Annotated in this window: 21 protein-coding genes; 14 read left to right on the top strand and 7 right to left on the bottom strand. The window is 70.0% G+C overall.

From position 1 onward, the window contains the following. Positions 1 to 49 precede the first annotated feature (49 nt). Together K9U40_RS15435 and K9U40_RS15430 are read left to right on the top strand one after the other, a co-directional pair. Complete coding sequence (locus tag K9U40_RS15435) at positions 50 to 856, top strand: formylmethanofuran dehydrogenase subunit C (RefSeq protein WP_282891025.1); 807 nt, start codon at positions 50 to 52, stop codon at positions 854 to 856. 70 nt (positions 857 to 926) lie between these two features. Next, on the top strand, positions 927 to 1,325 hold the full coding sequence (locus tag K9U40_RS15430; protein WP_282891024.1) for a c-type cytochrome: 399 nt from the start codon (positions 927 to 929) through the stop codon (positions 1,323 to 1,325). Between the two features lie 195 nt (positions 1,326 to 1,520). On the opposite strand, the gene K9U40_RS15425 is transcribed toward K9U40_RS15430, so the two are convergent. The 5 genes from K9U40_RS15425 to K9U40_RS15405 all read right to left on the bottom strand — a co-directional run bounded on the left by K9U40_RS15425 (position 1,521) and on the right by K9U40_RS15405 (position 6,421). Further along, complete coding sequence (locus K9U40_RS15425) at positions 1,521 to 2,552, bottom strand: hydantoinase/oxoprolinase family protein (RefSeq protein WP_282891023.1); 1,032 nt, start codon at positions 2,550 to 2,552, stop codon at positions 1,521 to 1,523. Beyond that, on the bottom strand, positions 2,549 to 3,505 hold the full coding sequence (locus K9U40_RS15420) for an ATP-grasp domain-containing protein (protein ID WP_282891022.1): 957 nt from the start codon (positions 3,503 to 3,505) through the stop codon (positions 2,549 to 2,551). The genes K9U40_RS15425 and K9U40_RS15420 overlap by 4 nt, the downstream gene beginning before the upstream one ends. Positions 3,506 to 3,564: 59 nt before the next feature. Further along, a complete protein-coding gene (locus K9U40_RS15415) occupies positions 3,565 to 4,470 on the bottom strand; it encodes a RimK family alpha-L-glutamate ligase (RefSeq protein ID WP_282891021.1) in 906 nt (301 codons plus the stop codon). Continuing rightward, entirely contained in the window at positions 4,463 to 5,455 is a 993-nt protein-coding gene (gene mch, locus K9U40_RS15410; protein WP_282891020.1) for a methenyltetrahydromethanopterin cyclohydrolase, read from the bottom strand. The genes K9U40_RS15415 and mch overlap by 8 nt, the downstream gene beginning before the upstream one ends. 72 nt (positions 5,456 to 5,527) lie before the next feature. Then, a complete protein-coding gene (locus tag K9U40_RS15405) occupies positions 5,528 to 6,421 on the bottom strand; it encodes an NAD(P)-dependent methylenetetrahydromethanopterin dehydrogenase (protein ID WP_282891019.1) in 894 nt (297 codons plus the stop codon). A gap of 364 nt (positions 6,422 to 6,785) precedes the next feature. On the opposite strand from K9U40_RS15405, the gene K9U40_RS15400 reads away from it, so the two are divergent. From K9U40_RS15400 to K9U40_RS15355, 10 genes are all read left to right on the top strand, one after another. Further along, entirely contained in the window at positions 6,786 to 7,742 is a 957-nt protein-coding gene (locus K9U40_RS15400; protein ID WP_282891018.1) for a hypothetical protein, read from the top strand. 310 nt (positions 7,743 to 8,052) lie between these two features. Further along, the gene (locus tag K9U40_RS15395) at positions 8,053 to 9,069 is read left to right on the top strand and encodes an ABC transporter substrate-binding protein (protein WP_282891017.1); all 1,017 of its coding nucleotides are present in this window, start codon (positions 8,053 to 8,055) and stop codon (positions 9,067 to 9,069) included. Further along, positions 9,066 to 9,827 carry an ABC transporter permease gene (locus K9U40_RS15390; protein WP_282891016.1) on the top strand — a complete coding sequence of 254 codons (762 nt, stop codon included), beginning with the start codon at positions 9,066 to 9,068 and terminating at the stop codon, positions 9,825 to 9,827. The genes K9U40_RS15395 and K9U40_RS15390 overlap by 4 nt, the downstream gene beginning before the upstream one ends. After that, entirely contained in the window at positions 9,796 to 10,584 is a 789-nt protein-coding gene (locus K9U40_RS15385; protein WP_414114908.1) for an ABC transporter ATP-binding protein, read from the top strand. Before K9U40_RS15390 ends, K9U40_RS15385 begins: the two co-directional genes overlap by 32 nt. Positions 10,585 to 10,831: 247 nt before the next feature. Continuing rightward, complete coding sequence (locus K9U40_RS15380; RefSeq protein ID WP_282891014.1) at positions 10,832 to 11,665, top strand: quinoprotein relay system zinc metallohydrolase 2; 834 nt, start codon at positions 10,832 to 10,834, stop codon at positions 11,663 to 11,665. A 344-nt stretch (positions 11,666 to 12,009) separates the two neighbouring features. After that, positions 12,010 to 13,815, top strand: a complete 1,806-nt coding sequence (gene xoxF5 / locus K9U40_RS15375) for a lanthanide-dependent methanol dehydrogenase XoxF5 (RefSeq protein WP_282891013.1) — start codon at positions 12,010 to 12,012, stop codon at positions 13,813 to 13,815. Positions 13,816 to 14,253: 438 nt separating this feature from the next. Beyond that, positions 14,254 to 14,724: a c-type cytochrome, methanol metabolism-related gene (locus K9U40_RS15370; RefSeq protein WP_282891028.1), complete on the top strand. Its 471-nt coding sequence runs from the start codon at positions 14,254 to 14,256 to the stop codon at positions 14,722 to 14,724. After that, positions 14,696 to 15,601: a substrate-binding domain-containing protein gene (locus tag K9U40_RS15365; RefSeq protein ID WP_282891012.1), complete on the top strand. Its 906-nt coding sequence runs from the start codon at positions 14,696 to 14,698 to the stop codon at positions 15,599 to 15,601. Before K9U40_RS15370 ends, K9U40_RS15365 begins: the two co-directional genes overlap by 29 nt. A gap of 71 nt (positions 15,602 to 15,672) precedes the next feature. After that, a complete protein-coding gene (locus K9U40_RS15360) occupies positions 15,673 to 16,209 on the top strand; it encodes a PQQ-dependent catabolism-associated CXXCW motif protein (RefSeq protein ID WP_282891027.1) in 537 nt (178 codons plus the stop codon). 126 nt (positions 16,210 to 16,335) lie between these two features. After that, on the top strand, positions 16,336 to 17,193 hold the full coding sequence (locus K9U40_RS15355; RefSeq protein WP_282891011.1) for a quinoprotein dehydrogenase-associated SoxYZ-like carrier: 858 nt from the start codon (positions 16,336 to 16,338) through the stop codon (positions 17,191 to 17,193). 370 nt (positions 17,194 to 17,563) lie between these two features. Here the strand turns inward: K9U40_RS15355 and K9U40_RS15350 are convergent, their stop codons facing one another. Beyond that, positions 17,564 to 18,916, bottom strand: coding sequence for a sigma-54-dependent transcriptional regulator (locus tag K9U40_RS15350; protein ID WP_282891010.1), 1,353 nt, complete (start codon positions 18,914 to 18,916; stop codon positions 17,564 to 17,566). 22 nt (positions 18,917 to 18,938) lie between these two features. Then, entirely contained in the window at positions 18,939 to 20,882 is a 1,944-nt protein-coding gene (locus K9U40_RS15345; RefSeq protein ID WP_282891009.1) for a sensor histidine kinase, read from the bottom strand. Positions 20,883 to 21,157: 275 nt separating this feature from the next. Here K9U40_RS15345 and K9U40_RS15340 point away from each other — a divergent pair, with 275 nt between their 5' ends. Together K9U40_RS15340 and K9U40_RS15335 are read left to right on the top strand one after the other, a co-directional pair. Next, a complete protein-coding gene (locus tag K9U40_RS15340) occupies positions 21,158 to 22,522 on the top strand; it encodes a dicarboxylate/amino acid:cation symporter (protein ID WP_282891008.1) in 1,365 nt (454 codons plus the stop codon). 479 nt (positions 22,523 to 23,001) lie between these two features. Further along, positions 23,002 to 23,287, top strand: a 286-nt coding sequence (locus tag K9U40_RS15335) for a chromate transporter (RefSeq protein ID WP_282891026.1), incomplete at its 3' end; no start/stop codon positions are given.

Raw genomic sequence — 23,287 nt, 5'->3', positions numbered from 1 at the left:
ATTTCAAGCTGCGCCAGTTGATGGCTCCTGTCGCCGGGGAGACGACCCTATGAGCGCCTATCGCCTGACCCTGCGCGCGCCGCTCGCCGCGCGGGCGGATCTTTCCGGCATCAACCCGGCGACGCTCGCCGGCCTGTCCGCCCAGGCGGTGGCTTGGCTCACCGTGCCCTATGGCAATGGCGCCGTGCCGCTCGGCGACCTGTTCGAGGTGTCCGGGACGGACGGCGCCGCCCTCCTCATCGGTGGCGACCCCCGGCTCGATTTCGTGGGCGCCCGGATGGCCGAAGGCGAGATCGAGGTGGACGGCCCGGTGGGCGTCCTCGCCGGCTCGGGCATGATCGGCGGCCGTCTCGTCATCCGCAGCGATGCCGGGGACGGCCTCGCGGCGGGTCTCGAAAGCGGGCGCATCGAGGTTGCCGGCTCGGCCGGTGCCGGGGTGGGCGGCGCCCTCCCGGGCGACCGGCAGGGCATGACGGGCGGCATGGTGGCGGTGGCCGGCGGTGTGGGGCCTGGCCTCGGCGCGCGCATGCGCGGCGGGCTGATCCTGGTGGGCGGCGATGCCGGTCCCCGCGCGGCGGACGGCCTCATCGCCGGCACCCTCGCGGTGGCGGGGCGCCTTGCGGCCGGTGCCGGACGCGGCATGAAGCGCGGCACCATCCTCGTCGCCTCCGCGCCGGAGGCGCCGGCCCCCGGCTTCGTCTCCACCGGGTCGCATGATTTCGTGATGCTGGCGCTGCTCGCCCGCCGCGTGCCGGAACTGGCCGGCCTGTTTGGCGGCCTTCTCAGTGGCCGGGCGGAGCGCCTCGTGGGCAACCGCCTTGCCGGGGGCGAGGGCGAGATTCTCGTCCTTCAGTGAGGGAATGGCCGCAGGAGCGGGCCGGTCCGGCCCGGTCCCCGTCGACAATAATCTATGAGAGGAACGCCTGATGATGCGTGCCGTGCTTGTATCCGCTTTGCTCCTGGCCGCCGCCACCGGCTCCGCCCTCGCGGACCCGGATGTGGCCAAGGGCGAGACCTCGTTCAAGAAGTGCATGGCCTGCCATGCCGTCGGCCCCGATGCCAAGGCGAAGGTGGGCCCGCCCCTGAACGGCATCGTCGGCGCCAAATGGGCGCATTTCGATGGCTACGCCTATTCCGCCGACATCAAGGACGGCGCTGCCGCCGGCAAGGTGTGGGACGAAGCCACCCTCGATGCCTACATCGCCAATCCCAAGGCGCTCGCGCCCAAGGGCAAGATGGCGTTCGCCGGCATCAAGAACGAGGACGAGCGCAAGGATCTCATCGCCTTCCTCGCCCAGTTCAACGCCGACGGCAGCAAGAAATAGCGGGGCCCGGAGAGGGCGGGGGCGGCCACCAGCCGGTCGTGTGGCTCCCCAGATCCAGCGTCATGGCCCGGCTTGTCCGGGGCATCCGCTCCGGGCTTCTCGCGTTCGGCATGTCCCGGTGGCAATTGCGATAAGACGCCGGCTAGAGAACGCGTTGTCCGATCTGCTTGCATCGCAAGCTGATCGGATCGCGCTCTAATCAATAGCCAGCCGCGCCACGGCAACCGCTGGCGCGCAGTCCGAAGCGGCGGCGGCGAGGGCGGGTGCGCCCGACAACACCTCGCCCGCATCCCGGTAGGGCCGGCCGGCGCGCGCCGCGAGCCGCGCCGCCAGGAATCGCCCGACGCCCGCCCCCACCAGCGGCGCCTCCGCCGCGACTCCTCCGGTTGACAGCACCTGTGCCAGCGCCCCGTGCAGCCGGTGCAGCTGCACCTCCGAGGCGAAGGCGGCCAGCGCCTCCGCCTCGGCCATGGCGCAGGGGCCGAGGTCGCGCCCCACCATGCGCAACAGCCGGCGGGCGCTGGCTTCCCGGGTCTTCTCGCCGCCATCCGCCGCCGGGTACAGGTCCGCGCCTTCGGGCAGGTCGCCGGTCAAGCGATGGATGTCGGCGGTAGTGGCGAAATGCTCCGCCATGAGCGGCACCTGCCGGCCGCGGAAGGGCAAGGTCGCGGCCAGCGCCATCACCGGCGTGCGCGCCGCACCGCTATAGACCAGTTCGCCGGTTTCCAGGCGCCCGGCATCTGAGTAGCCGGCAAAATTAACTTGTGTGCCGGCAAACTTTATAATGTCGGTGGTAGTCGATCCAACATCCACCAGAACGCCGTCGCCGCACATGCGGGCCAGTGCCGCGGCGGTGGCGTGCCAGTTGGCGGAGGCCACGTCCGCCGGGTGGTCCGGCGCATCGGCGGCCGGGACGAAGCCGGCGCGGCCGGCATAGATGAGCGTGTCCGCGCCCAGCCGCTCGGCCAGCGCCCGGGAGAGGCCGGCGACGCCGGCGGCGCGGTCGGGCCACAGGTCCGTCAGCTCGCCGGTCATGGTCACCACCGAGCGCCCGGCGGCGGGCGACAGGGCGGCTATGGCCGTATCCAGCCGGTCGAGGCCCTGCCACAGGGGGCAGGCGGCCATCTCCACGGAAAGAAGGATGCCGTCGGGCGCGAGCACGGCGCGCTTGAGATGGGCGCCGCCCACGTCCCAGCCGAGGATAAGATTGCCGGTCGAAGCGTTCATGCCAGCGCCAGCTCCACCGGCGCGCGGGTGCCCGCGCGGGTCGCCGTGCCGGCTTCCGCGAAGGGCGGCAGCAGTGTCGCCGGATTGAGGCCGAGGGCTGTGCCGAGGCCCGCATAGGCGGTGGTGAGGCGCGGATTGACCTCCACCACCACAGGCCCGTCCTGCGTCAGCAGGATGTCGATGCCGAAAATGCCCGCGAGGCCCGGCAAGGCGCGGACCACGTCCCGCGCCAGCGCGGCGAGGCGCCCGTCCCCATCGTCGAGGGCGCCCACGGAAAGCCCGGCGAGGAAGACGCGCCCGTCCTCCACGGCGATGTGCTGGCGGTTCACGGTGAGGAGCCGCACCCCCTGAGGCCCGTTGAGCACCGTGAGGCTCGCCGCGGTGCCCGCCAGGAAGGGCTGGATCACCAGCCCGGCGCGGCGGGCCGGGGTGGCCGGCACCCCGGCCGCCCAGACATGGGTATCCTCGCAGCCGGCGCCATCGTCCGGCTTGGTGATGCGCGGGCCGGGCAGCTCCGGCGCCTGCGCCAGCGGGAAGGTGGGGATGTGCGGCACGCCGGCGGTGGCGAGGCGGCGGGCGGTCTCAAGCTTGCTGGTGGTGGCGGCGATGGCTTCGGGCGCGCAGGCGAGGACGAGGGGGCAGTTCTCCAGCATCTTCGTCACCAGTTGCGCCAGCACGCCGCCGGTCTCCGGCGCCACCGGCCACACCACGTCGGCGCGGCGCGCGAGGGCGCGCCAGATGGCCCAGGCATCCGCGCCTTCCGTCACCGGCACGGCGCCGGGCACGGGCAGGCGGTCGTCGGCGGCGATGAGGATGTCGCTCACCTGCGGCAGGGCGGCGAGATCGCGCCGCATGGCATCGCGGATGAGGGCGGCTTCCCGCGCCAGGCTCTGCGGCAGCGCCGCGCCGCGCAGGCCGCCGCCGGTCACGAACTCGCAGACGAACACGCGCATGCGCGGTTTCCTCCATGCCAATGGCCCGGCTCTGCGACCGGCGCCGGGAGGGCTTTGTATTACGCCGCCACCGGCTCGGCGACGAGATGGGCCGCCAGCGGCTCGGCCATGTTGCGCCCGGTGGCGTCGTAAAGGCCGCGCCAGGCCGGCATGGAATTCACCTCGAGCACGGTCAGGCGCCCGGATCCGTCGGCGATGAGATCCACCCCCGCATAGGATGCGCCGACCGCCGCGGCCGCCCTGACGGCGAGGTCGGCGAGCTGGCCCTCGGCGGCCACCTCCACGCCGGTGGCGCCCTGGTGGATGTTAGTGATCCAGGACGTGCCTCGCCGCGCCATGGCGGCCTCGGCCCGTCCGCCCACCACGAACACGCGAAAATCCTCATGGGTCCCCGACGACGCCTGCCGCGCCGGGGCGCAGACGAAGTCCTGCAGGTAATAGACCCCGCCCACCTCCTCCGCCTCGGGCAATCGCGCTTTGGGCGGAAGCCGCACGAGGCCGCGGCCCTGGGCGCCGAACATGGGCTTCAGCACGCTGTCGCCGGGGGCGGCGTCGATGATCATCTGCGCCGCCGCGCGGTCTTCCAGCACCAGGGTACGCGGGGTGGGCAGGCCGGCGCGGGCGAGCAGGAAGGTGGTGGCGCTCTTGTCCACGCAGCGCTCGATGGCGCGGGCGTCGTTCATCACCCGCACCCCCATCTCGCGCAGGGCATGGAGCACGCCGAGCCGGGCGGTGACCTGCTCCAGCGTGCCGGCGGGCACCGAGCGCACGAAGCAGGCGTCCGGCAGGTCGTCGGCGAAGCCCGGCAGCAGCAGGCCGTGGGCGGTTTCCCCAACGGCAAAGCCGCAGGCCTTCAGCGAGATCACCCGCGCGCGATGCCCGCGCGCCTTGAGGGCGGCGAGAAGCGAGCGGGTGTGCCAATCCACCCGCTCGGCGAAGACGACGAGGCCCGCCACCTCAGCCACCGAAGGACCGGGCGATGAGGATGGGGTCGAAGCCGCCGGCGGTGAAGCTTTCCCCATGGTCGAGGGCGGTCACCGTCACCCGCGCCGGCGAGAACAGCAGCGGGTCCACCTTGTAGAAGTCGCAGTCATAGCCCTTGAAGATCTCGCCGAACGGCCGGCCATAATCCCGCGAGGCCAGCGACGGCAGCCGCGTGGCGAGGTCTTTTGCGGCCTCCGCCGGGCCGTGGACGAAGAGGTGCACGTCGCCGCCATAGAGCACCGCATCGTTGGTGCGGCCCATGGCGGTGAGGAAATCCGGCGAGGGCGGGCTGATGGGCGCGGAACCCACGCCGTCGGCGATGTGCTCCAGCGGGAAATGCAAAGCGTGCGCCTTGTGCAGCGCCACCTCCAGCACCCGCGCCACGATCTGCACCGTGCCCGCCAACGAGCTGGTGGGGGTGAGGATCAGGGTGATGTCGGACGGCGCCACCGCGCAGCGCGCGGCGATCTCGTCCACCACCTCGGCCGGGGGCACCACGCCGGTTTCCAGCACGAGGGTGACCTTCCCGCCGCGGTCGCGATAGCCCAGTTCCTCGAACAGGGTCTCCACTGCCGCAATGGCGCGGCCGGGGCCGGAGCCCAGGGCGAAGAAATCGCCGGCGGCAAGGCTCCAGCCGGCATACTGGCTGCCGAGGCAGGCCAGCACGGGATCGCAGGTGGAGACGCTCGCCAGCGTGTCCCAGGGCGAGAACCGCCCGGCGGGCACCAGCGCCACCCGGCCGAGGCCGCCGAGGCAGATCTCGGCGATGCGGCGGCCGGCTTCCAGCCCACCGGCGGCGGTGATGCCGGCATCCACGATCAGGGCGTCGCGGGGGCCGCGCGACAGTTGGAGGCGCAGGGCGTCGGCGTCGCGGATGAGGGCGTCCACCAGCGGCGCCACGCAGGCGGCGAGGCTGATCCGGGGCGCGGCGTCCGCTGCAGCGGGTGACGGGGCGGGCGCGGTCATGGCCGGGCCTCCCCGAGCGGACAGGCGCGCGGCCGGGCGGGGGAAGAGGTGCTGATCTGCATGGCGGCCTTCCTACGCGTCCAGCTCGCGGGCGAGCTTGAAGATGGCGGGAAGATCGAAGAACAGCGGGATGTCGGTGGCGCACATCTGCTTCAGCAAAGTGTGCTGCACGGCGTATTTGAGATTGCCGATGGCGAGCGCGCCGATGCCGATGCCATGGGGCAGCACGGCCGCCGCGTCATGGGCGCCGATGCCGGCGATGCCGGCGGGCGGAACGGCATTCACGTCCGCCGCCACCAGCAGCCGCGTGGCGGCCTCAAGATGGGCGGCGGTGAGGATTTCCACGCCCGCCTTGCCGGCGGCGAGGACCACTTCCGCCTCGGGCACGAGCTTCGCCTTTTCCGCGTCGGTTACGGCAGCGGTGCACGCCAGCGCGACCCCGAAGCGGGTTTTCAGGTCCTTCGCCTTCTCCTCCACCGCGCCGACCTCGCGATGGCTGACGAGGGTCACCTGCGCCCCCGCCTGCGCGGCGATGACGGCGGCGATGGAGCCCACCACGCCGGTGGCGCCATAGACCTGCACCGCTACGCCTTCGAGGCCCTTGGGCCGGGTCTGCAGCAGGGCCTGCTCCACCTTGGCGATCATGGCGGCGGCGGTGGTGAAGGAGCCGGCGGGATCGGGAAAGATGGAGATCTCGAACGGCGGGAAGATGGCGGCCTTCGCCTCCGCCGCCATGTCGAGGGCCAGCGATGCATCCTTGCCGCCGATGAACAGGCCGGTGCGCGGCGCCGCCTGCGGCGCGCGGGAGAACATCATGTCCTGCGTCAGGTCCCGCACCTCGGCGAGGGCGACGCGGGAATAAGGGGCGATGGTGGTGTAGCCGGCATCCACCGCCATGTTCACGTCGAACGGACTGACGTGGGCGAGGGGCGTGATGATGTGGAGAATGGGGGCGGATTCCGCCATGGCGCAGCTCCGTGCTGAGGGAAACATTAGCGGGTGGCTTCGCCCCGGATCGCCCCGGAACTCGGCGGTTGTTTCCCCGCACGCAGGTCAAGTGACGGGATTGTTTAATCAACCCGCCTGCTTGCGCAAGTCCCCGCAAAACCGTGCGGTGCAGGATTCGATGCTGCGGTGCGTCAGGTGGCCGGCCAAAATACCGGCGATGCAGCATCCCGATCCGCCAATTCCGTATTGTGGCGTGGCTGTCACAGTCTTCGGCTTTCCGCTGGAAGATATTGATATAAATGAATAATAAGAATGACTGCGATTGACGGCCGCAGGCGGGCGCCGGTAACCATTTGCCAGGATCAGAAAAAGGCTGGGCATCATGGCCGCGCGCGACTCGCTTCTCATCGCCTCGCTCCTTGCGGGTGCCCTGGTGCTCCAGGCCGGGATCGCCCGGGCGGACGACGATGACGACGACAGGACGGGCCCCGGCGCCGTCCACGAGGTGGAGAGCATCGAGACCGAAAACATCTTCGGCTACACCCTCGGCACCGACACCGGCGAGAAGGGCGAGAAGGAGATCAACTTCACCCTCGACGGGCGGCTGGGCAAGCTCGGCGGCGACTACAAGGCCTATTCGGGCGAGGTGGAGGTCGAATACGCCATCACCGACAACCTGAAATTCTCCCTCGGCGGCGCGGTGGCCGGCTTCAACATCAGGAACGTGTATGGTTTCGAGGATACCAGCACGGGCGGGCTCGGCGGCGCCTTCTTCGAGCTGAAATACCGCTTCCTCGATCACCGCACCTCGCCCATCGGCCTGTCCCTGTCCATCGAGCCGGAATGGTCGCGGCTCGACGAGACCTCCGGCGAGGCGACCACCGCCTATGGCATCGAGTTCCGCCTCGCCGCCGATGCCGAGCTGATCAAGGACTATCTGTTCGCCGCGGTGAACATCGTCTACCAGCCCGAATGGGAGCGCGAGGACCGGGAATTCGAGATCGAGGACGTGGGGGAATTCACCTCGCGCTACTGGGCGGCGGGCTCCGGGCTGGAGATTTCCGGCGCGCTCACCGCGCAGGTGGTCAAGGATGTCTTCCTCGGCGGCGAAGTGCGCTACCTCGCCGCCTATGACGGCGCCACCTTCGGCTCGCAGCAGGGCTGGGGCCTCTTCGTCGGGCCGACCCTTTATGCGCAGATCACCGAGACGGCCTATGTGAAGGCGGTCTGGTCGATCCAGGTGGCAGGCAGCCCCGGCGAGCCGTTCTGGAACTCCAGCCTCGACCTCGTGAATTTCGAGCGCCAGCAGGGCCGCCTGCAGGTGGGCTTCCAGTTCTGAGGGCCGATTCAAGGGAGCGACGGCTGGCGGTGCAGGTCTTCCCGCGCCGGTGCCGACTCCGGCTCTCACGTGCGGAAGCCGGCACCGCCCGGCGTCCGGGACCAGCCCGGCCATGACCGCGGTTCCCGCTTCTTAGCTTCCTCTCAGAATTGCCTTTTCTCCCAAAAGGTTATGGACAGCCTGCCCGGCTCTCGCCACAGTGGCGGCCGAGGCAAGAGTGTCCGTGGCATGCCCGCGCCGGCCCGGTCGGGCGCGTCGGGCAGGAACCATCGGGCAAACCATCGGGCGGGATCATCGGGGAGGACGGGCGATGCTGACGCGCCGCCGCATGCTTGCGCTCTCGGCCGGCGTGCTGTCGGGTGCGGCTGTGCTGCCCGCGAGGGCTGCCACCGCCGCGGGCCCACCGCTGCGCCTCGGCCTGCTCCAGTTCGGCACCGGGGCGTGGGAGATCGCCGCGATGACGGCGCTGGGGCTCGATGCGGCCCATGGCGTCGCCCTCGTCCCGCAGCGCTTCGCCACCAACGATGCCGGCCGCATCGCCTTCCAGGCCGGCGCGGTGGACGCCATTCTCTCCGACCTGTTGTGGGCCGCGCGGGTCAAGGCGGAGGGGCGCGACCTCGTCTATCTGCCCTTCTCCTCCGCCGAGGGCGCGGTGATGGTGCCCGCCGGTTCGCCGATCAACACCGTGGCCGACCTCGCCGGCAAGCGGCTGGGGGTGGCCGGCGGCGCCCTCGACAAGAGCTGGCTGATGCTCAAGGCCCATGCGCAGGCGCAGGCGGGCCTCGATCTCCAGAGCGCCGCGCAGCCCGTCTTCGCCGCCCCGCCTCTGCTGGCGGCGGAGCTGGAACAGGGCCATCTCGACGCCGCGCTGCTTTACTGGACCTTCTGCGCCCGGCTGGAGCCCAAAGGCTACCGCCGGCTTGTCAGCGTGGAGGATCTGGTGCGGAGCTTCGGCGTGCCGCGGGAGCCGACGCTGGTGGGCTATGTGTTCGACGGTACCTTCGCCCGCGCCAACCCGGAAACCGTTGCCGCCTTCGCCCGCGCCTCCCGCGCCACCAAGGCCGCGCTGGCCGGCGAGGATCCGGCCCGCACCGAGGCCGCCTGGGCCGCGGCGCGGCGCGAGATGCAGGCGCCGGACGAGGCCACCTTCGCCGCCCTGCGGCGCGGCTTCATCGCCGGCGTGCCGCGCCTGTCGCCGGCGGAGGAGGAGGCGGCGGCGGCCCAGCTCTATGCTGTGCTGGCGCGGCTCGGCGGGGAACGCCTCGTGGGTCCGGCGACACGCCTGCCGCCCGACCTCTACTTCGCGCCGGAGCCGGTGGCGCGATGAGGCTCAACTGGTCCGGCGCCCTGGTGCGCGCCGGCTCGCTCATCGGGCTGCTGGTGCTGTGGCAGGTGGCGGCGGACCTTGCCCACAGCCGGGCGCTGCCGGCGCCCGAGGCCGTGCTCGCTTTCCTGTCGAAGGAGGCGGCGGCTGGCGCCCTGTTCTCCAACCTCGCGGTGACGCTGGCGCGGGTGGCGGTGTCGTTCGTGCTGGCCATGGCGGTGGGCACCGCCATCGGCGTCGCCTTCGGCCGCATGCGGCGGCTCGACCGGGTGTTCGACAGCTGGCTGGTGGTGTTGCTGAACACGCCGGCCCTCGTCATCACCGTGCTCTGCTACATCTGGCTCGGCCTGACCGAGACGGCGGCGGTGCTGGCGGTGGCGCTCAACAAGATCCCCACCGTCGCTGTCCTGATGCGGGAGGGCGCGCGGGCGCTGTCGGGCGAGCTCGACGAGATGGCGGGCGCCTTCCGCCTGTCCTTCCTCGACCGGCTGCGCCACGTGATGCTGCCGCAGCTGGAGCCGCACCTTGCGGGGGCGGCGCGCTCGGGCCTCGCCCTGGTGTGGAAAATCGTGCTGGTGGTGGAGCTGCTGGGACGGCCGAACGGGGTGGGCTATGCCATCTCCGTCTATTTCCAGCTGTTCGACGTGGCCGCCGTGCTCGGCTATTCGCTGGCCTTCATGGCCGTCATGCTGGCCATCGAATATGGCGTGCTGCAACCCTTCGAAGCCCATGCCCGGCGCTGGCGCCTGGAAACCCGTTGACGTGACCCACGCCGAAAGCCTCCTTGAGGCCCGCATCACGGGGAAGACCTACCGGCGGCCCGACGGGGTCGCCATGGAGGCGGTGCACGACCTCTCCCTCTCCCTTGCGCGCGGGGAGTTCGTGTGCCTCATCGGCCCGTCGGGCTGCGGCAAGACCACGACGCTGCGCATCCTGACCGGCCTCGACCGCGACTTTGCCGGCCGCATCACCCCCGATCCGGCGCAGCTGGCCATCGGCATCGCGTTCCAGGAGCCGCGGCTTCTGCCGTGGCGGACGGTGGAGGAGAATATCCGCCTCGTCCTGCCGTCCGCGCGGCGTAGCATGGACCTTTCCGGCCTCATCGAGAGCTTCGGCCTCGCGGCGCATCGCGCCCGCTATCCCGGCGAGCTGTCGCTGGGGCTGGCGCGGCGGGTGTCGCTGGCGCGGGCGCTGGCGGTGGAGCCGGACCTGCTGGTGCTGGACGAGCCGTTCGTCTCCCTCGACGCCCAGGCGGCGGCGGAGCTGCGGCGCTGCGTGACGCTGGCCGCCGAACGCGATGGCAGGGGCGATGGCGGGCGAATGGGCGTGTTGATGGTGACGCACAATGTGCGCGAGGCGCTCCAATTGGCCGACCGTCTGGTGCTGCTGGCGCCGCGCCCCACTTATATCCTTGAGGAGGTCCACCTGGACGTGCCGCGGGCGGCGCGTTCGCCGGACTGGATCGAAGCCGGGCGCGCCGCACTCGCCGCCCGCTTCCCGGTCCTGCGCGAGGTGTAGCGCCGACGGGCGATGATGGTGTCCCATGGGCCGTCGGCATGCGGTCGAACGGCGCCGGGGCAAGGCTTTCCGGGCACCGGCGGAAGACCGGGAGCGCCGGCACAAGCGCGACATGCGCGCGTCGGGAGACGGCCATGACCCTTCGGCTCGCCCAACAGTCCTTGCGGCGGCTTGCCGCACTCATCCTCCTCGTGATGCGGTTCATGCTGCGGCGCAGCATGAGGCGGAGCCGCTTGCGGTCACCGAGGTGGCGCCGGGCGTATTCGTCCATCAGGCGCCCTATGCCCTTGCTTTGCCTCAGAATCTCGGCTTCGTGGGCAATGCGGGCTTCGTCGTCGGGCGCGATGCGGTGGCGGTGATCGACACCGGCGGCAGCTTCCAGGCCGGCGCGCGGCTGAAGGCGGCGATCCGGCAGCGGACGGCGCTGCCGGTGCGCTACGTCATCAACACCCACATGCATCCCGACCATGTGCTCGGCAATGCCGCGTTCGCAGGTCCTGGCGTCACCTTCATCGGCCACAGGACCCTGCCGGAGGCGCTCGCCGCCCGTGCCGAGGCCTATGTGTCCGCCACCGGGCGTCTGGTGGGGCCGGCGGCGGCCGGCACCCGCGTGGTGCTGCCGGACGAGACGGTGGAGAAGGCGCGCGACATCGAGCTCGGCGACCGGGTGCTGCGCCTGGAAGCCTGGCCGACGGCGCATACCGCCACCGACCTCACCGTGCTCGACCTGACGACGGGAACCTGGTTCCTCGGCGACCTGCTGTTCCTCGGCCACGTGCCGGCGCTGGACGGTAAGGCGGCGGGATGGATCGCGCTGATCGAGGAGCTGAAGCGCCGCCCCGCCGCGCGGGCGGTGCCCGGCCACGGCCCCGCCGCCGTGGCGTGGCCCGAGGCGGCCGCGCCCACGGAGCGCTATCTCAGGCGGCTGGTGGCCGATGTGCGGACCATGGTGCGCGAGGGGCGGACCCTGTCGGAAGCGGCGCGGCAGGCCGGCCGCGCGGAGGCCGGGAACTGGCAGCTGTTCGACGATTTCAACGCCCGCAACGCCACCGCCGCCTTCCACGAGATGGAATGGGAATAAATGTTTCCCTCTGCGGCGCGGCCGCATTTTGCGTTGCAATAACTACGTATGGTTACTTCGCAGGTGCAGAACAGAACTCTGTCCGGTGCAGACATTTGGCGTATTGCGTCCGGAGAGAACATTGCTTACGTTCCTCACAGCTTCGGCTTCAACAACTCCGTGCGGGGAACGCGGGGTTGGTTCGCAGGCCTGCGGGACGCCAGTCACCGCATGGCTTCATGGCATCACGCCGGTCGTGACACGCTGCCGAAGTAGATGGAGTCCCCCAAGGCGACAACAACGCTCAGTGCGTTACCCGATCCACATGCGTGGAGGCGGGCGCGCATCCATCGGAGGAAGCCCGGATGAGACGTCTTTTGGTTTTGACCGCAGCGGCGGCGGTGACCGCTTTTGCCGGCGCGCCCGCCCGCGCCAACGACAGTGTTCTGAAACTGACCCAGGACCCGAACCAGTGGGTCCTCCAGACCGGCGACTACGCAAACACCCGCTTTTCCAAGCTGAAGCAGATCACGACCGACAATGTGGGCAAGCTCCAGGTGGCCTGGACCTTCTCCACCGGCGTGCTGCGCGGCCATGAAGGCTCGCCGCTCGTCGTGGGCGACGTGATGTACGTCCACACGCCCTTCCCGAACATCGTCTATGCGCTCGATCTCAAGAACGAGGGCAAGATCATCTGGAAGTACGAGCCCAAGCAGGATCCGAACGTGATCCCGGTGATGTGCTGCGACACGGTCAATCGCGGCCTCGCCTATGCCGACGGCAAGATCTTCCTGCATCAGGCCGACACCAAGGTGGTGGCCCTTGATGCGCAGAACGGCAAGGTTCTGTGGTCGGCGGTGAACGGCGATCCCAAGAAGGGCGAGACCAACACCGCCACCGTCATGCCGGTGAAGGACAAGCTCATCGTCGGCATCTCCGGCGGCGAGTTCGGCGTGCGCTGCCATCTCACCGCCTACGACATGAAGTCCGGCAAGCAGATGTGGCGCGCCTACTCCATGGGTCCGGACAACGAACTGCTCGTGGATCCGGAAAAGACCACCGAGCTCGGCAAGCCCATCGGCAAGGATTCCTCGCTGAAGACCTGGCAGGGCGACCAGTGGAAGACGGGCGGCGGCTGCACGTGGGGCTGGTATTCCTACGATCCGCAGACCAACCTCGTCTATTACGGCTCGGGCAACCCCTCGACCTGGAATCCGAAGCAGCGCCCCGGCGACAACAAGTGGTCCATGACCATCTTCGCCCGCGATGCCGACACCGGCATGGCCAAGTGGGTCTATCAGATGACGCCCCACGACGAGTGGGACTATGACGGCATCAACGAGATGATCCTCGTCGACCAGCAGATCGGCGGCCAGAACCGTCCGCTGCTCGTCCACTTCGACCGCAACGGCTTCGGCTACACGCTGGATCGCAAGACCGGCGAGCTGCTGGTGGCCGAGAAATACGACCCCGCGGTGAACTGGGCCACCAAGGTGGACATGGACAAGAACAGCCCGACCTTTGGCCGTCCGATGGTCGTCGCCCGCTACTCCACCGAGAAGCAGGGCGAAGACGTGAACACCACCGGCATCTGCCCGGCGGCGCTCGGCACCAAGGACCAGCAGCCCGCGGCCTTCTCGCCCGACACCGGCCTGTTCTACGTGCCTACCAACCATGTGTGCATGGACTACGAGCCGTTCCGCGTGAGCTACACCCCCGGCCAGCCCTATGTGGGCGCCACGCTCTCCATGTTCCCCGCGCCGAACAGCCATGGCGGCATGGGCAACTTCATTGCGTGGGATGCCCGCCAGGGCAAGATCGTGTGGTCCAACAAGGAGCAGTTCTCCGTGTGGTCCGGCGCGCTCGCCACCGCCGGCGGCGTGGTCTTCTACGGCACCCTCGAGGGCTATCTGAAGGCGGTGGACGCCAAGACGGGCAAGGAACTCTACAAGTTCAAGACCCCGTCCGGCATCATCGGCAACGTGATGACCTACACCCACCAGGGCAAGCAGTATGTGGCCGTGCTCTCGGGCGTGGGCGGCTGGGCCGGCATCGGCCTCGCGGCCGGCCTCAACGATCCCAATGCCGGTTTGGGCGCTGTGGGCGGCTATGCGGCCCTGAGCAACTACACCGCGCTGGGCGGCCAGCTCACGGTGTTCGCCGTCCCGTGATCGAACGGATGGCCTGAACCGCGAACGACGCGTCCGGCCGGACAGGTTCCCCGGCGCGTCCTTCAGACCGGCCGGCACGCCCCCGACGAGGCGGCGTGCCGGTACCGAAATCGGCACCGCATGACAGGCGCCCCAGCCCGAAGCCGGACCCCGGCCCGGGCCCCGGGGGGCGCATCCCGAAGGTCTGCGGTGCGGGCGAAACGGACACTTCGTCCTTCTGCCCGGGTGCCTTTGCCCTGGCGCTTGCTTGGCGCTCCCTTGGCAAGGGCCCGGGTCCCGCGCGCGAGACGGCATGCCGGCGTCCATGTGACCCGCGCGGCACCGGCTCCGGCCCTTCGTCTGCCCATTTGGAGAGATCGTGTGGTTTCAACAGTCAACCTGAAGCGCGCCGGCGTCTTCTTCTTCGCGGCGTTCAGCTTTCAACTTGCCGGCGCCGGCCTGGCCGCCTTCGCGGAAACCACCCCGCCGGGTGACCCGAAGCCGGTGAAGGAGGAGGACGGCAAGTATTTCGATGCGTCCGGCGCGCCCACCTACAACATCAAGCCCGATGGCACGGTGGACTGGTTCACCTATTCCGGCTACCGGCGCTACCATGCCGAGTGCCATGTGTGCCACGGCCCCGACGGCATGGGCTCCACCTATGCGCCGGCCCTCATCAATTCGGTCAAGGTCATGAATTTCGACCAGTTCAGCGAAGTGGTCGTCGGCGGCCGGCAGAACGTCACCAGCGGCAATGACAGCGTCATGCCGTCCTTCGGCCTGAACAAGAACGTGATGTGCTACCTGGACGACATCTACGTCTACCTGCGCGCCCGTTCCAACGATGCCCTGGGCCGGGTGCGCCCCGCCAAGCGGGATGAAAAAACGCAGGGAACCATCAATGCGGAAAAGGCCTGCCTCGGCGAGTAAGGAGCGCTACGCCGCCCTTCTTGCCTCCCTCGCCACCGGGGCGCTCGCCGCGATCCTGCTGCTGAGCGCCTCGGGGGTCCGCGGCCAGCAGATCCCCGACCAGGTGTCGGCGGACGCGCTGAGGGTCTGCGCCGATCCGGCGAACATGCCCTATTCCAACACGGTCGGGGAGGGATTCGAGAACAAGATCGCGGACATCGTCGCCGACGAGCTGAAGGTGCCGGTGCGCACCTTCTTCATGCCGCAGGGGCCCGGCTTCGTGCGCAACACCCTCGGCCGGCGCCTGTGCGACGTGGTCATCGGCTATGCGGCGGGCGCCGAGCCGGTGCTGCACACCAATCCCTACTACCAGTCGATCTACGTGCTGGTGGTGAAGGCCGGCGGCCCGTTCGACGGTGTGGCGCAGCTCGCAGATCCCCGCCTCAAGGAAGCGCGCCTCGGCGTCATGGCGGCGACGCCACCGGCGGATCACCTGCTCGAATACGGCCTGCTGCCCCGCTCGCGCACCTATTCGCTGCTGGTGGACCGCCGCTTCGCGTCGCCGGCCGAGGAGATGCTGGCCGACCTCGCCCGCGGCGAGATCGACGGTGCGCTGCTGTGGGGCCCCACCGCCGGCGCCTTCGCGGCGCAGTCGGCGACCCCCCTCAAGGTGGTGCCCCTGCTGAAGGAAGGCGAGCGCCCTTCCATGACCTATCGCATCACCATGGGCGTGCGGCAGACCGACCACGCCTGGAAGCAGACGCTCAACACCGTGCTGCGCAAGCGCGCCGCCGACATCGAGAAGGTCCTGCTTGCCTATCACGTGCCGCTCATCGACGACGACGGCAACCTGATCGCCGCCGCTGCGCCCGCATCCGAGGCGAGGCCCGGCCAATGACGCAGGCACGCGCGCGGGTTGCGCGCCGCCGCGCGGAGAGCCTGCGCGCCGTCTTGTCCATTGCCCTGTTTCTGAGCCTGCTTCTCGCCCTCGGGCTTCTGGCCGCGCGCGCGCCGGCAGGGGCGGCGGACGCTCCGCCCGAGCCTCCCGACTATCGCCTCGATGGCTATCGCACGCCGACGCCGGCAACCCTCGCCGGCGCGAAGGTGCTGGAGACCGCCGCCGCCGCCGAGGTCTGGCGTGCCGGCGGGGCGGCCTTTATCGACGTGCTGCCGCGGCCGCCGCGTCCCGCCGGCCTGCCCGAGGGCACCCTGTGGCGCGATGCGCCCCATGCCAGCATCCCCGGTGCCATCTGGCTGCCGAACGTGGGCTTCGGCGCGCTCAATCCCGACACCGAGGCCTATTTCCGCGCCGGCCTTCAGGCCGCCAGTCGCGGCGATGTGAACACGCCTCTCGTCATCTTCTGCCAGCGTCAATGCTGGATGTCGTGGAACGCGGCGAAGCGCGCGCTTGAATATGGCTATCGCGATGTTGCGTGGTTTCCGGAGGGAACCGACGGCTGGGCCGAGGCGGACCTTCCGCTCGTGCCCGTCACGCCGCGGCCCTGAGCGGCACGACAGCATTTGCGGGCGGAGTGGCTACCGGTTCGCTTGGACACCATATGTAACGACATACGATTTCGGGCGTTCTCCGTGAGCCCTGGCGAACGGAAAACCGCTCCAGGAGGAACCGCCATGATGCGCCGCTCTCCATTCCGCACCGCCGGCCGGGCCTGCCTCGTGGCGCTCGCTTTGTGCGCGCCTGCGACAGGCGCCGCCCGCGCCGCCGGCCCGGACCCCATGCAGGACGCCGCCGGGGAGACCAGGAAGGAAGCCACGCGGGAGACCACTTGGGCCGCCATCCGGCTGGACCTGTTTCCCGGCAGGGACATTGGCGAGGCCGGCGCCATCGTGCAGCTCGACGCGCCGGACCGGGCGGAGGACGCCGCCCTCGTCCCCATCTCCATCCAGCTGGCGCTGCCCGCGGGCGATCCACGCACCCTGAAGGCGGTCACGCTCATCGTGGACGAGAACCCCGCCCCCATGGCCGGCCGCTTCACCCTCGGCGACGGCAGGCGGGACTTTTCCCTGTCGCTCCGCGTGCGGGTGAATTCCTATTCCTTCGTGCGCGCGGTGGCGGAGACCAGCGACGGTGCGCTGCTGATGACCAAGGCCTATGTGAAGGCGGCGGGCGGCTGCTCGGCGCCCGCCACCAAGGACACGGCGGACTCCATCGCGCGTCTCGGCGAGATGCGCTTCCGCTCCTTCGCCGAGACCGGGCGGCCGGAAGCGCAGGTGCAGATCCGCCACCCCAATTTCTCCGGCCTGCAGATGGACGAGACGACGCGCGGCTACACCCCGGCCTGGTTCGTGCGCGAGGTGGAGGTGAAGCAGGGCGGGAAGCTGATCTTCGCCATGGAGGGCGGCATCTCCATCAGCGAGGACCCCACCTTCCGCTTCAGCTACACGCCGTCGCCGGACCAGGTGACGGTTCGCGCCGAGGACACCGAGGGCAAGGTCTTCACCAGCACCTTCCCGGGCGGGGGAAGCTGAGAGCCGTTTGAAAATTCCCGCCGGGAAGCCTTTCGGCAGGTGGGCGCTCTACCCGGCTCGTCATGGCCGGGCTTATCCCGGCTGTTCCAGGGTCTTTCCCAGACGCAGGGCGTGGATGCCCGGGACAAGCCGGGGCATGACGACGGCTCTTTTCCAGCGACATGCATAAGCCAGCCGGATTTTCCAAACAGTCCCTGAGGCAGCCTGAGGTTTTGGGGCAGTTGTCGCGACTGGGTACGGTGGGAACCCTCTCCCGCCCGAACTCGGCTGTTGCCGAGTTCGGTTCCCCAAGAGCCGAAGCCGGAAACATCCGGCTTCGGTGCGGGGAGGGGGCCGCGTCAGCCCTTGATGGCGGCTTTCCGCACCACCCTCACCGCGCGCCCTGGCGGCCTTGCCGGTAGGCGGTTTGGTCGATGCCGTGGCGGCGCAGCTTGTCGTAGAAGGTCTTGCGCGGAATGCCGAGTGCCGCCACCGTGGCCTGGATGTCGCCCTGGCTGGCTTCCAGCGCGGCGCGGATCTCGCCGGCCTCGAACCGGTCCACCCGCTCCGGCAGGGTCCCGTCAGTGGCCTCGGCGGGGACGGGCGGCGCGCTGATATCCTCCACCAGCCCCAGCGCCACGCGCTCGGCATAGTGCACCAGCTCGCGCACATTGCCCGGCCAGTCGTGCTCGGCGAGGTGCCTGCGCACCGCGGCGTCCAGCTCCGGCGGCGGCCGGTTGAAGCGCTCGGCCGCGCGGGCGAGGAAATGGCCGAACAGCAGCGGCACGTCGGCCCGTCGGTCGCGCAGGGCGGGGATGCGCACGGCGGCCACGTGCAGGCGATAATAGAGGTCCTCGCGGAAGGCGCCCTGCTTGACCAGCGCCGGCAGGTCCACCTTGGAGGCGGCCACCACGCGGATATCCACGCGCCGCGTGTCGTTGGTGCCGAGCGGGGCGATCTCGCGCGCCTCCAGCACCCGCAGCAGCTTCACCTGCAAAGCCGGCGACATGGCCTCGATCTCGTCAAGGAAGAGGGTGCCGCCATTGGCATGCTCGATGCGCCCCACCCGCTTCTTGAGCGCGCCGGTGAAGGCGCCGGCCTCGTAGCCGAACAACTCGCTCTCGATGACGGTTTCCGGCAGCGCGCCGCAATTGACCGCCACGAACGGCCGTGAGGCGCGGCGGCTCCAGCGGTGCAGGGCGTTGGCCACCACCTCCTTGCCGGAGCCGGTCTCGCCCTCCACCAGCACGTCCACGTCGGCATCGGCGATCTGGCGCAGCATCTGGCGCATGCGCGCCATCACCGGGGTGGTGCCGAGCAGGGGCATGTCCTCGCTGGCCGCCTCCACCGAGCGCTTCAGCTCGCGATTCTCCAGCACCAGCCTCCGCCGGTCGAGGGCGTGGCGCACGCTGGTGAGAAGCCGGTCGTTGGCATAGGGCTTGGCGAGGAAGTCGTAGGCCCCCTCCCGCATGGCATCCACCGCCATGGCGATGTCGCCGTGGCCGGTGATGAGGATGACCGAGAGGTCCGGATCGATGCGCTTCAGCCGCCGGAACAGCTCCAGCCCGTCGATGCCCGGCATGCGCACGTCGCTGACCACCACGCCGGGGAAATCGGCGCCGATCTCCTCCAGCGCCGAAAGCGCGGACGCGTAGCCGGTGACGGTGAGGCCGGCCAGCATCAGCGCCTGCACGTTGGCGGCGCGCAGCAGGTCGTCGTCGTCGATGAAGGCGACATCGCTCATGCGGTTCCCTCGGAAGCCTGTCTCAAATCTGCGAGCCGCATGCGGCTCGTGGCAATGTGATGGTGAAGACGGCGCCGCCCGCATTGGCGACGGTCAGGGTGCCGCCCGATTCGGTGATGATGTCCTTGGAGATCACGAGCCCCAGCCCCAGCCCCTGCGGCTTGGTGGTGGTGAAGGGCAGGAACAGCGCCCCCAGCACTTCCGGCGGCAGACCGGGGCCGTTGTCGGCCACGGTGACCTCCACCGTGTCCGGCCCGGTGGACGAGGTGATGCGGATATCGCCGTCCCGGCGCCCGTCGAGCGCCTCGGCCGCGTTCTGGATGAGGTTGACGAAGACCTGCTCCAGGCGGACCCGGTCGCCCGTCACCTTCGCCTCCGGCAGGTCGAGGGCGACGCTCAGGGTGATGTCGTTCTGCAGCAGCCGGTAGCGCAGCAGCAGCAGCGCCCCGTCCACCACGGTGCCCAGCTCCACCGGCTCGAGGCGCGCGGCGGACTTGCGGGCGAAGGCGCGCAATTCGCCGGTGATGGCGCCGATGCGCTCGGTGAGGGCGGCGATGGTTTCAAGGTTCTCCACCGCCGGACCGGGCTGGCCCTGGGCCAGGAAGGCGCGGGAATTCTCGGCGAAGGTGCGGATGGCCGCCACCGGCTGGTTCACCTCATGGGCGACGCCGGCGGCGATCTGGCCCAGCACGGCGAGCTTTGACGCCTGCACCAGCTCGTCCTGCAGGGCGTCGATGGCGAGGCGGGCGCGCCGGCGCTCCTCCATCTCGGTGCGCAGCTGGGCGTTGGCGGCGCTGAGCTCGGCAGTGCGGTCGGCGACCCGCGCCTCCAGCTCCCGCCGGGCTTCCGCCTCCCGTGCCTCGGCGCGGGCGCGGCGGCGGCGGCGGGTGCGCCACAGGCTCGCCGAGCCGATGCCGACCACGCCGAGGAGGGCCGCGGACGCGCGCGCGGCGGTGGCGGCGAGATTGGTGGTTCCCGCGGTGGGCGCCAGCACGGACAGGGTCCAGTCGGTGGTGGGCACCGGCAGGCTGGCTTCGAGGAAGTCCTCGCGCTTGGCCTGGGGGCCGCCCGCCGGGCCGCCGCCCTGCGCGCTCGTCTGGGCACTTGCCTGGCTACTTGTTGCCTGGCTGCTGGCTTGCCCGCTGGCGGGCCCGGGCAGCCGCAACCGCTTGACGGACGGATCGGAGGGGGAGGGGTCGAGGTCGATGAGGTCGAGGGGGGCGTCGCCGAACTGGAGGCTCTCGCGGATCGCCTCGCGCTCCACCTGGTCGAGGGGGACCGTGGTGCGGAAGCGGAAGGCGGGCACGCTGGAGATGAGCACGATGTGCCGCGTATCGGTGACGAAGGTGGGCTCGGCGAAGCGTCGCCACTCATCCTCCAACGCGTCGAACTCGGCTTTGAGCACCAGCACGCCGAGGGGCGCGCCGTCGGCCTCGACCCTCTGGGCGAGATAGAGGCCGGGGCGGCGGCTGACCGTGCCGAACGCGAAATGCTCCGCTCGTCCCTCGGCCAAAGCGAGGCGGAAATAGGGGCGGAAGCCGTAGTCGCTGCCGAGGAAGCTTTCGGGGGTGCGGTAGTTGCTGGCCGCCACCGTGTGGCCGTCGGCGTCGATGAGATAGATGACGCCGGTGCGCGCGCCGGCCGCCAGCGCCTCGAACCGCCGGTTGAGGGCGGCGATGCGCGCCGCATTCCCGGTTTCCAGCGCCCGGCGCACGTCCGGGTCCTGGGCCAGGGCGAAGGGCAGGGAGCGCTGCTTCTCGATCTCGCTGCGCAGCACGGCGACGCGCAGGGCGGCGGCGGTGGCCGCGCTCGCCTCCACCTGGGCGAGGGCCCAGCGCCGCGCGGCGAAGTCGGCCACCCGGTCGAGCCCCAGCATGACGAGGGCGACCGCCACCAGCACCCCCGCGGCCGTGAGGATGGGCCGTCGGCGCGACGCCGGATGACCTTGGCTGGCGGACGCATCCACTCCCGGATTCCGTTCTCAGGCTGTGCGGTTTTCCGCACGCAACTGAAAGTGAGAGTGCATCTATCCGCACGCCGAGTCGAGGCCTATTTCCGGTCGCCTCAAAATTCCCCTTCGATCACAATCGACTAGCAAAGATACGCGTGTGACGCGGGACTGGCATGCAGCTTGCGCAAGGGGGTGCGTACCTGGCGCCCGCGCCATCCCGTCAATGAAGCATCCGGCGCCTGAAGTGCCCAGACCAAGAGGCACCAAGGCCCCGGCGGAGGAACTCTCCAATGGCCCATGCAATTCCCGCCATGGCGGTGCCGGCGCATCCGCGCAAATTCTACCACCACCTCTATTTCCAGGTCATCGTCGCCATCGTGGCGGGTTGCCTGCTCGGCCATTTCTATCCGGATTTCGCCGCCAGCCTGAAGCCGCTCGGCGACGCCTTCATCAAGCTGGTGAAGATGGTCATCGCCCCGGTCATCTTCCTCACCGTGGTCACCGGCATCGCCGGCATGCGGGACCTTGCCAAGGTCGGGCGCGTGGCCGGCAAGGCCATGATCTACTTCCTCACCTTCTCCACCCTCGCGCTGCTCATCGGCCTCGTGGTGGCGAACGTGGTGCAGCCCGGCGTCGGCCTCAACATCGATCCCGCGAGCCTCGATCCGAAGGCGGTGGCGACCTATACGTCGAAGGCGCACGACAGCTCCATCATCGGCTTCCTGATGAACATCATCCCGGCGACGCCGGTGTCGGCGCTCGCCTCTGGCGACATCCTGCAGGTGCTGTTCTTCGCCGTGCTGTTCGGCATCGCCCTCGGCGGCGTCGGCGAGGCCGGCGAGCCGGTGATGACGATCCTGAACGCGGCCTCGGCGGCCATGTTCCGGCTGGTGGCGATCCTGATGAAGGCGGCCCCGGTCGGCGCCTTCGGCGCCATGGCCTTCACCATCGGCAAGTACGGCATCGGCTCGGTGGCGAACCTCGCCATGCTGATCGTCACCTTCTACATCACCGCCGCCCTGTTCATCTTCGTGGTGCTCGGGCTGGTGGCGCGCTACAACGGCTTTTCCCTGTGGAAGCTGCTGAAGTATATCCGCGAGGAGCTGCTGCTCGTGCTCGGCACCTCTTCGTCCGAGGCGGCGCTGCCCGGCCTCATGATGAAGATGGAGCGCGCCGGCTGCGCCAAGCCGGTGGTGGGCCTCGTGATCCCCACGGGCTATTCGTTCAACCTCGACGGCACCAACATCTACATGACGCTGGCCGCTTTGTTCATCGCGCAGGCCACCGGCATCCACCTGTCCTTCGAGGAGCAGATCCTGCTGCTGCTGGTGGCCATGCTCTCGTCCAAGGGCGCGGCGGGCATTACCGGCGCGGGCTTCATCACCCTCGCCGCGACGCTCTCCGTGGTGCCGTCGGTGCCGGTGGCGGGCCTCGCCCTCATCCTCGGCATAGACCGCTTCATGTCGGAGTGCCGGGCCATCACCAACTTCATCGGCAATGCGGTGGCCACCATCGTCGTCGCCCGCTGGGAAGGCGAGCTCGACAGGGACCGGCTCAGCCGCGCCCTCAACGGCGAGCACTTCTCGCTGGAAGACGAGCTGGAGGAAGGGGTCGAGCCCCAGGCCGCCACGGCCCGGGTGGTGGCGGCCGAGTGAGAGGGCGCGTCGCCCTCGAAAAATGGCGACGCGCCCCGCCGCCCCGCGTTGACGGGACGGCAACCGGTATCCACCTCAAGAATGAGGTCCTGCGATAGAGCCGGCGGGTGACGCTCATCCACGGATGGGCGTGCGGGGACCTGCCGGACAGGACCGCAAGGTCCGTCTTCCGCCTCCCGTGGAGCACACGCTGGTCAGCCTGCATCGCAAGCGGACCGGTGAAATGCCCTCCAGGGGAGGCGTTTTTTGCTGCAACGGCCCCTTCGGCACGGCCCCGCATGGGGCCGCTGCGTTTTCGTGCCGCGCGGCGGAACCGGCCCGCCGCCTTGACGACCAGCTGCCGGCAGTGCCATCGAAGCTCCACCATGGGGGCGCAGGCCATGACCGAGCAAAGCGTGCCGCACGCCCGCGAGACGGGCGCGCATGGCAGGGACGTTCGGGGCGAAGATTCCCGGCACGAGGATGCCCAGGGCCCCAGCATGCAGGGCCCGGGCGTGCAGGGCTCTCCCGGCGAGGTCTTCGGCGCCTTCCTGAAGCTGGGTCTCACCTCTTTCGGCGGCCCCATCGCCCATCTCGGCTATTTCCGCGACGAGCTGGTGCTGCGCCGGCGCTGGCTGGACGACGCCGCCTATGGTGATCTCGTCGCCTTATGCCAGTTCCTGCCCGGCCCGGCGTCGAGCCAGCTCGGCTTCGCCCTCGGCCTCCTGCGCGGGGGCGGGCTGCTGGGCGGGCTGGCCGCCTGGGCCGGCTTCACCCTGCCGTCGG

It is taken from the genome of Xanthobacter autotrophicus, from assembly GCF_030015065.1.
Taxonomy (GTDB): Bacteria; Pseudomonadota; Alphaproteobacteria; order Rhizobiales; family Xanthobacteraceae; genus Xanthobacter; species Xanthobacter autotrophicus_D.
This window is presented reverse-complemented; position numbering and strand designations above follow the sequence as displayed.

What these genes read in the sequence shown, in the direction of transcription:
- K9U40_RS15405 (WP_282891019.1), bottom strand. Translation starts at nt 6,421, where the DNA reads ATGGCGGAATCCGCCCCCATTCTCCACATCATCACGCCCCTCGCCCAC.
- K9U40_RS15385 (WP_414114908.1), top strand. Translation starts at nt 9,796, where the DNA reads ATGCCCGGCGCTGGCGCCTGGAAACCCGTTGACGTGACCCACGCCGAA.
- K9U40_RS15350 (WP_282891010.1), bottom strand. Translation starts at nt 18,916, where the DNA reads ATGAGCGATGTCGCCTTCATCGACGACGACGACCTGCTGCGCGCCGCC.
- K9U40_RS15435 (WP_282891025.1), top strand. Translation starts at nt 50, where the DNA reads ATGAGCGCCTATCGCCTGACCCTGCGCGCGCCGCTCGCCGCGCGGGCG.
- K9U40_RS15340 (WP_282891008.1), top strand. Translation starts at nt 21,158, where the DNA reads ATGGCCCATGCAATTCCCGCCATGGCGGTGCCGGCGCATCCGCGCAAA.
- K9U40_RS15400 (WP_282891018.1), top strand. Translation starts at nt 6,786, where the DNA reads ATGGCCGCGCGCGACTCGCTTCTCATCGCCTCGCTCCTTGCGGGTGCC.
- K9U40_RS15390 (WP_282891016.1), top strand. Translation starts at nt 9,066, where the DNA reads ATGAGGCTCAACTGGTCCGGCGCCCTGGTGCGCGCCGGCTCGCTCATC.
- K9U40_RS15420 (WP_282891022.1), bottom strand. Translation starts at nt 3,505, where the DNA reads ATGCGCGTGTTCGTCTGCGAGTTCGTGACCGGCGGCGGCCTGCGCGGC.
- K9U40_RS15365 (WP_282891012.1), top strand. Translation starts at nt 14,696, where the DNA reads ATGCGGAAAAGGCCTGCCTCGGCGAGTAAGGAGCGCTACGCCGCCCTT.
- K9U40_RS15395 (WP_282891017.1), top strand. Translation starts at nt 8,053, where the DNA reads ATGCTGACGCGCCGCCGCATGCTTGCGCTCTCGGCCGGCGTGCTGTCG.
- xoxF5 (WP_282891013.1), top strand. Translation starts at nt 12,010, where the DNA reads ATGAGACGTCTTTTGGTTTTGACCGCAGCGGCGGCGGTGACCGCTTTT.
- K9U40_RS15355 (WP_282891011.1), top strand. Translation starts at nt 16,336, where the DNA reads ATGATGCGCCGCTCTCCATTCCGCACCGCCGGCCGGGCCTGCCTCGTG.
- mch (WP_282891020.1), bottom strand. Translation starts at nt 5,455, where the DNA reads ATGACCGCGCCCGCCCCGTCACCCGCTGCAGCGGACGCCGCGCCCCGG.
- K9U40_RS15430 (WP_282891024.1), top strand. Translation starts at nt 927, where the DNA reads ATGATGCGTGCCGTGCTTGTATCCGCTTTGCTCCTGGCCGCCGCCACC.
- K9U40_RS15425 (WP_282891023.1), bottom strand. Translation starts at nt 2,552, where the DNA reads ATGAACGCTTCGACCGGCAATCTTATCCTCGGCTGGGACGTGGGCGGC.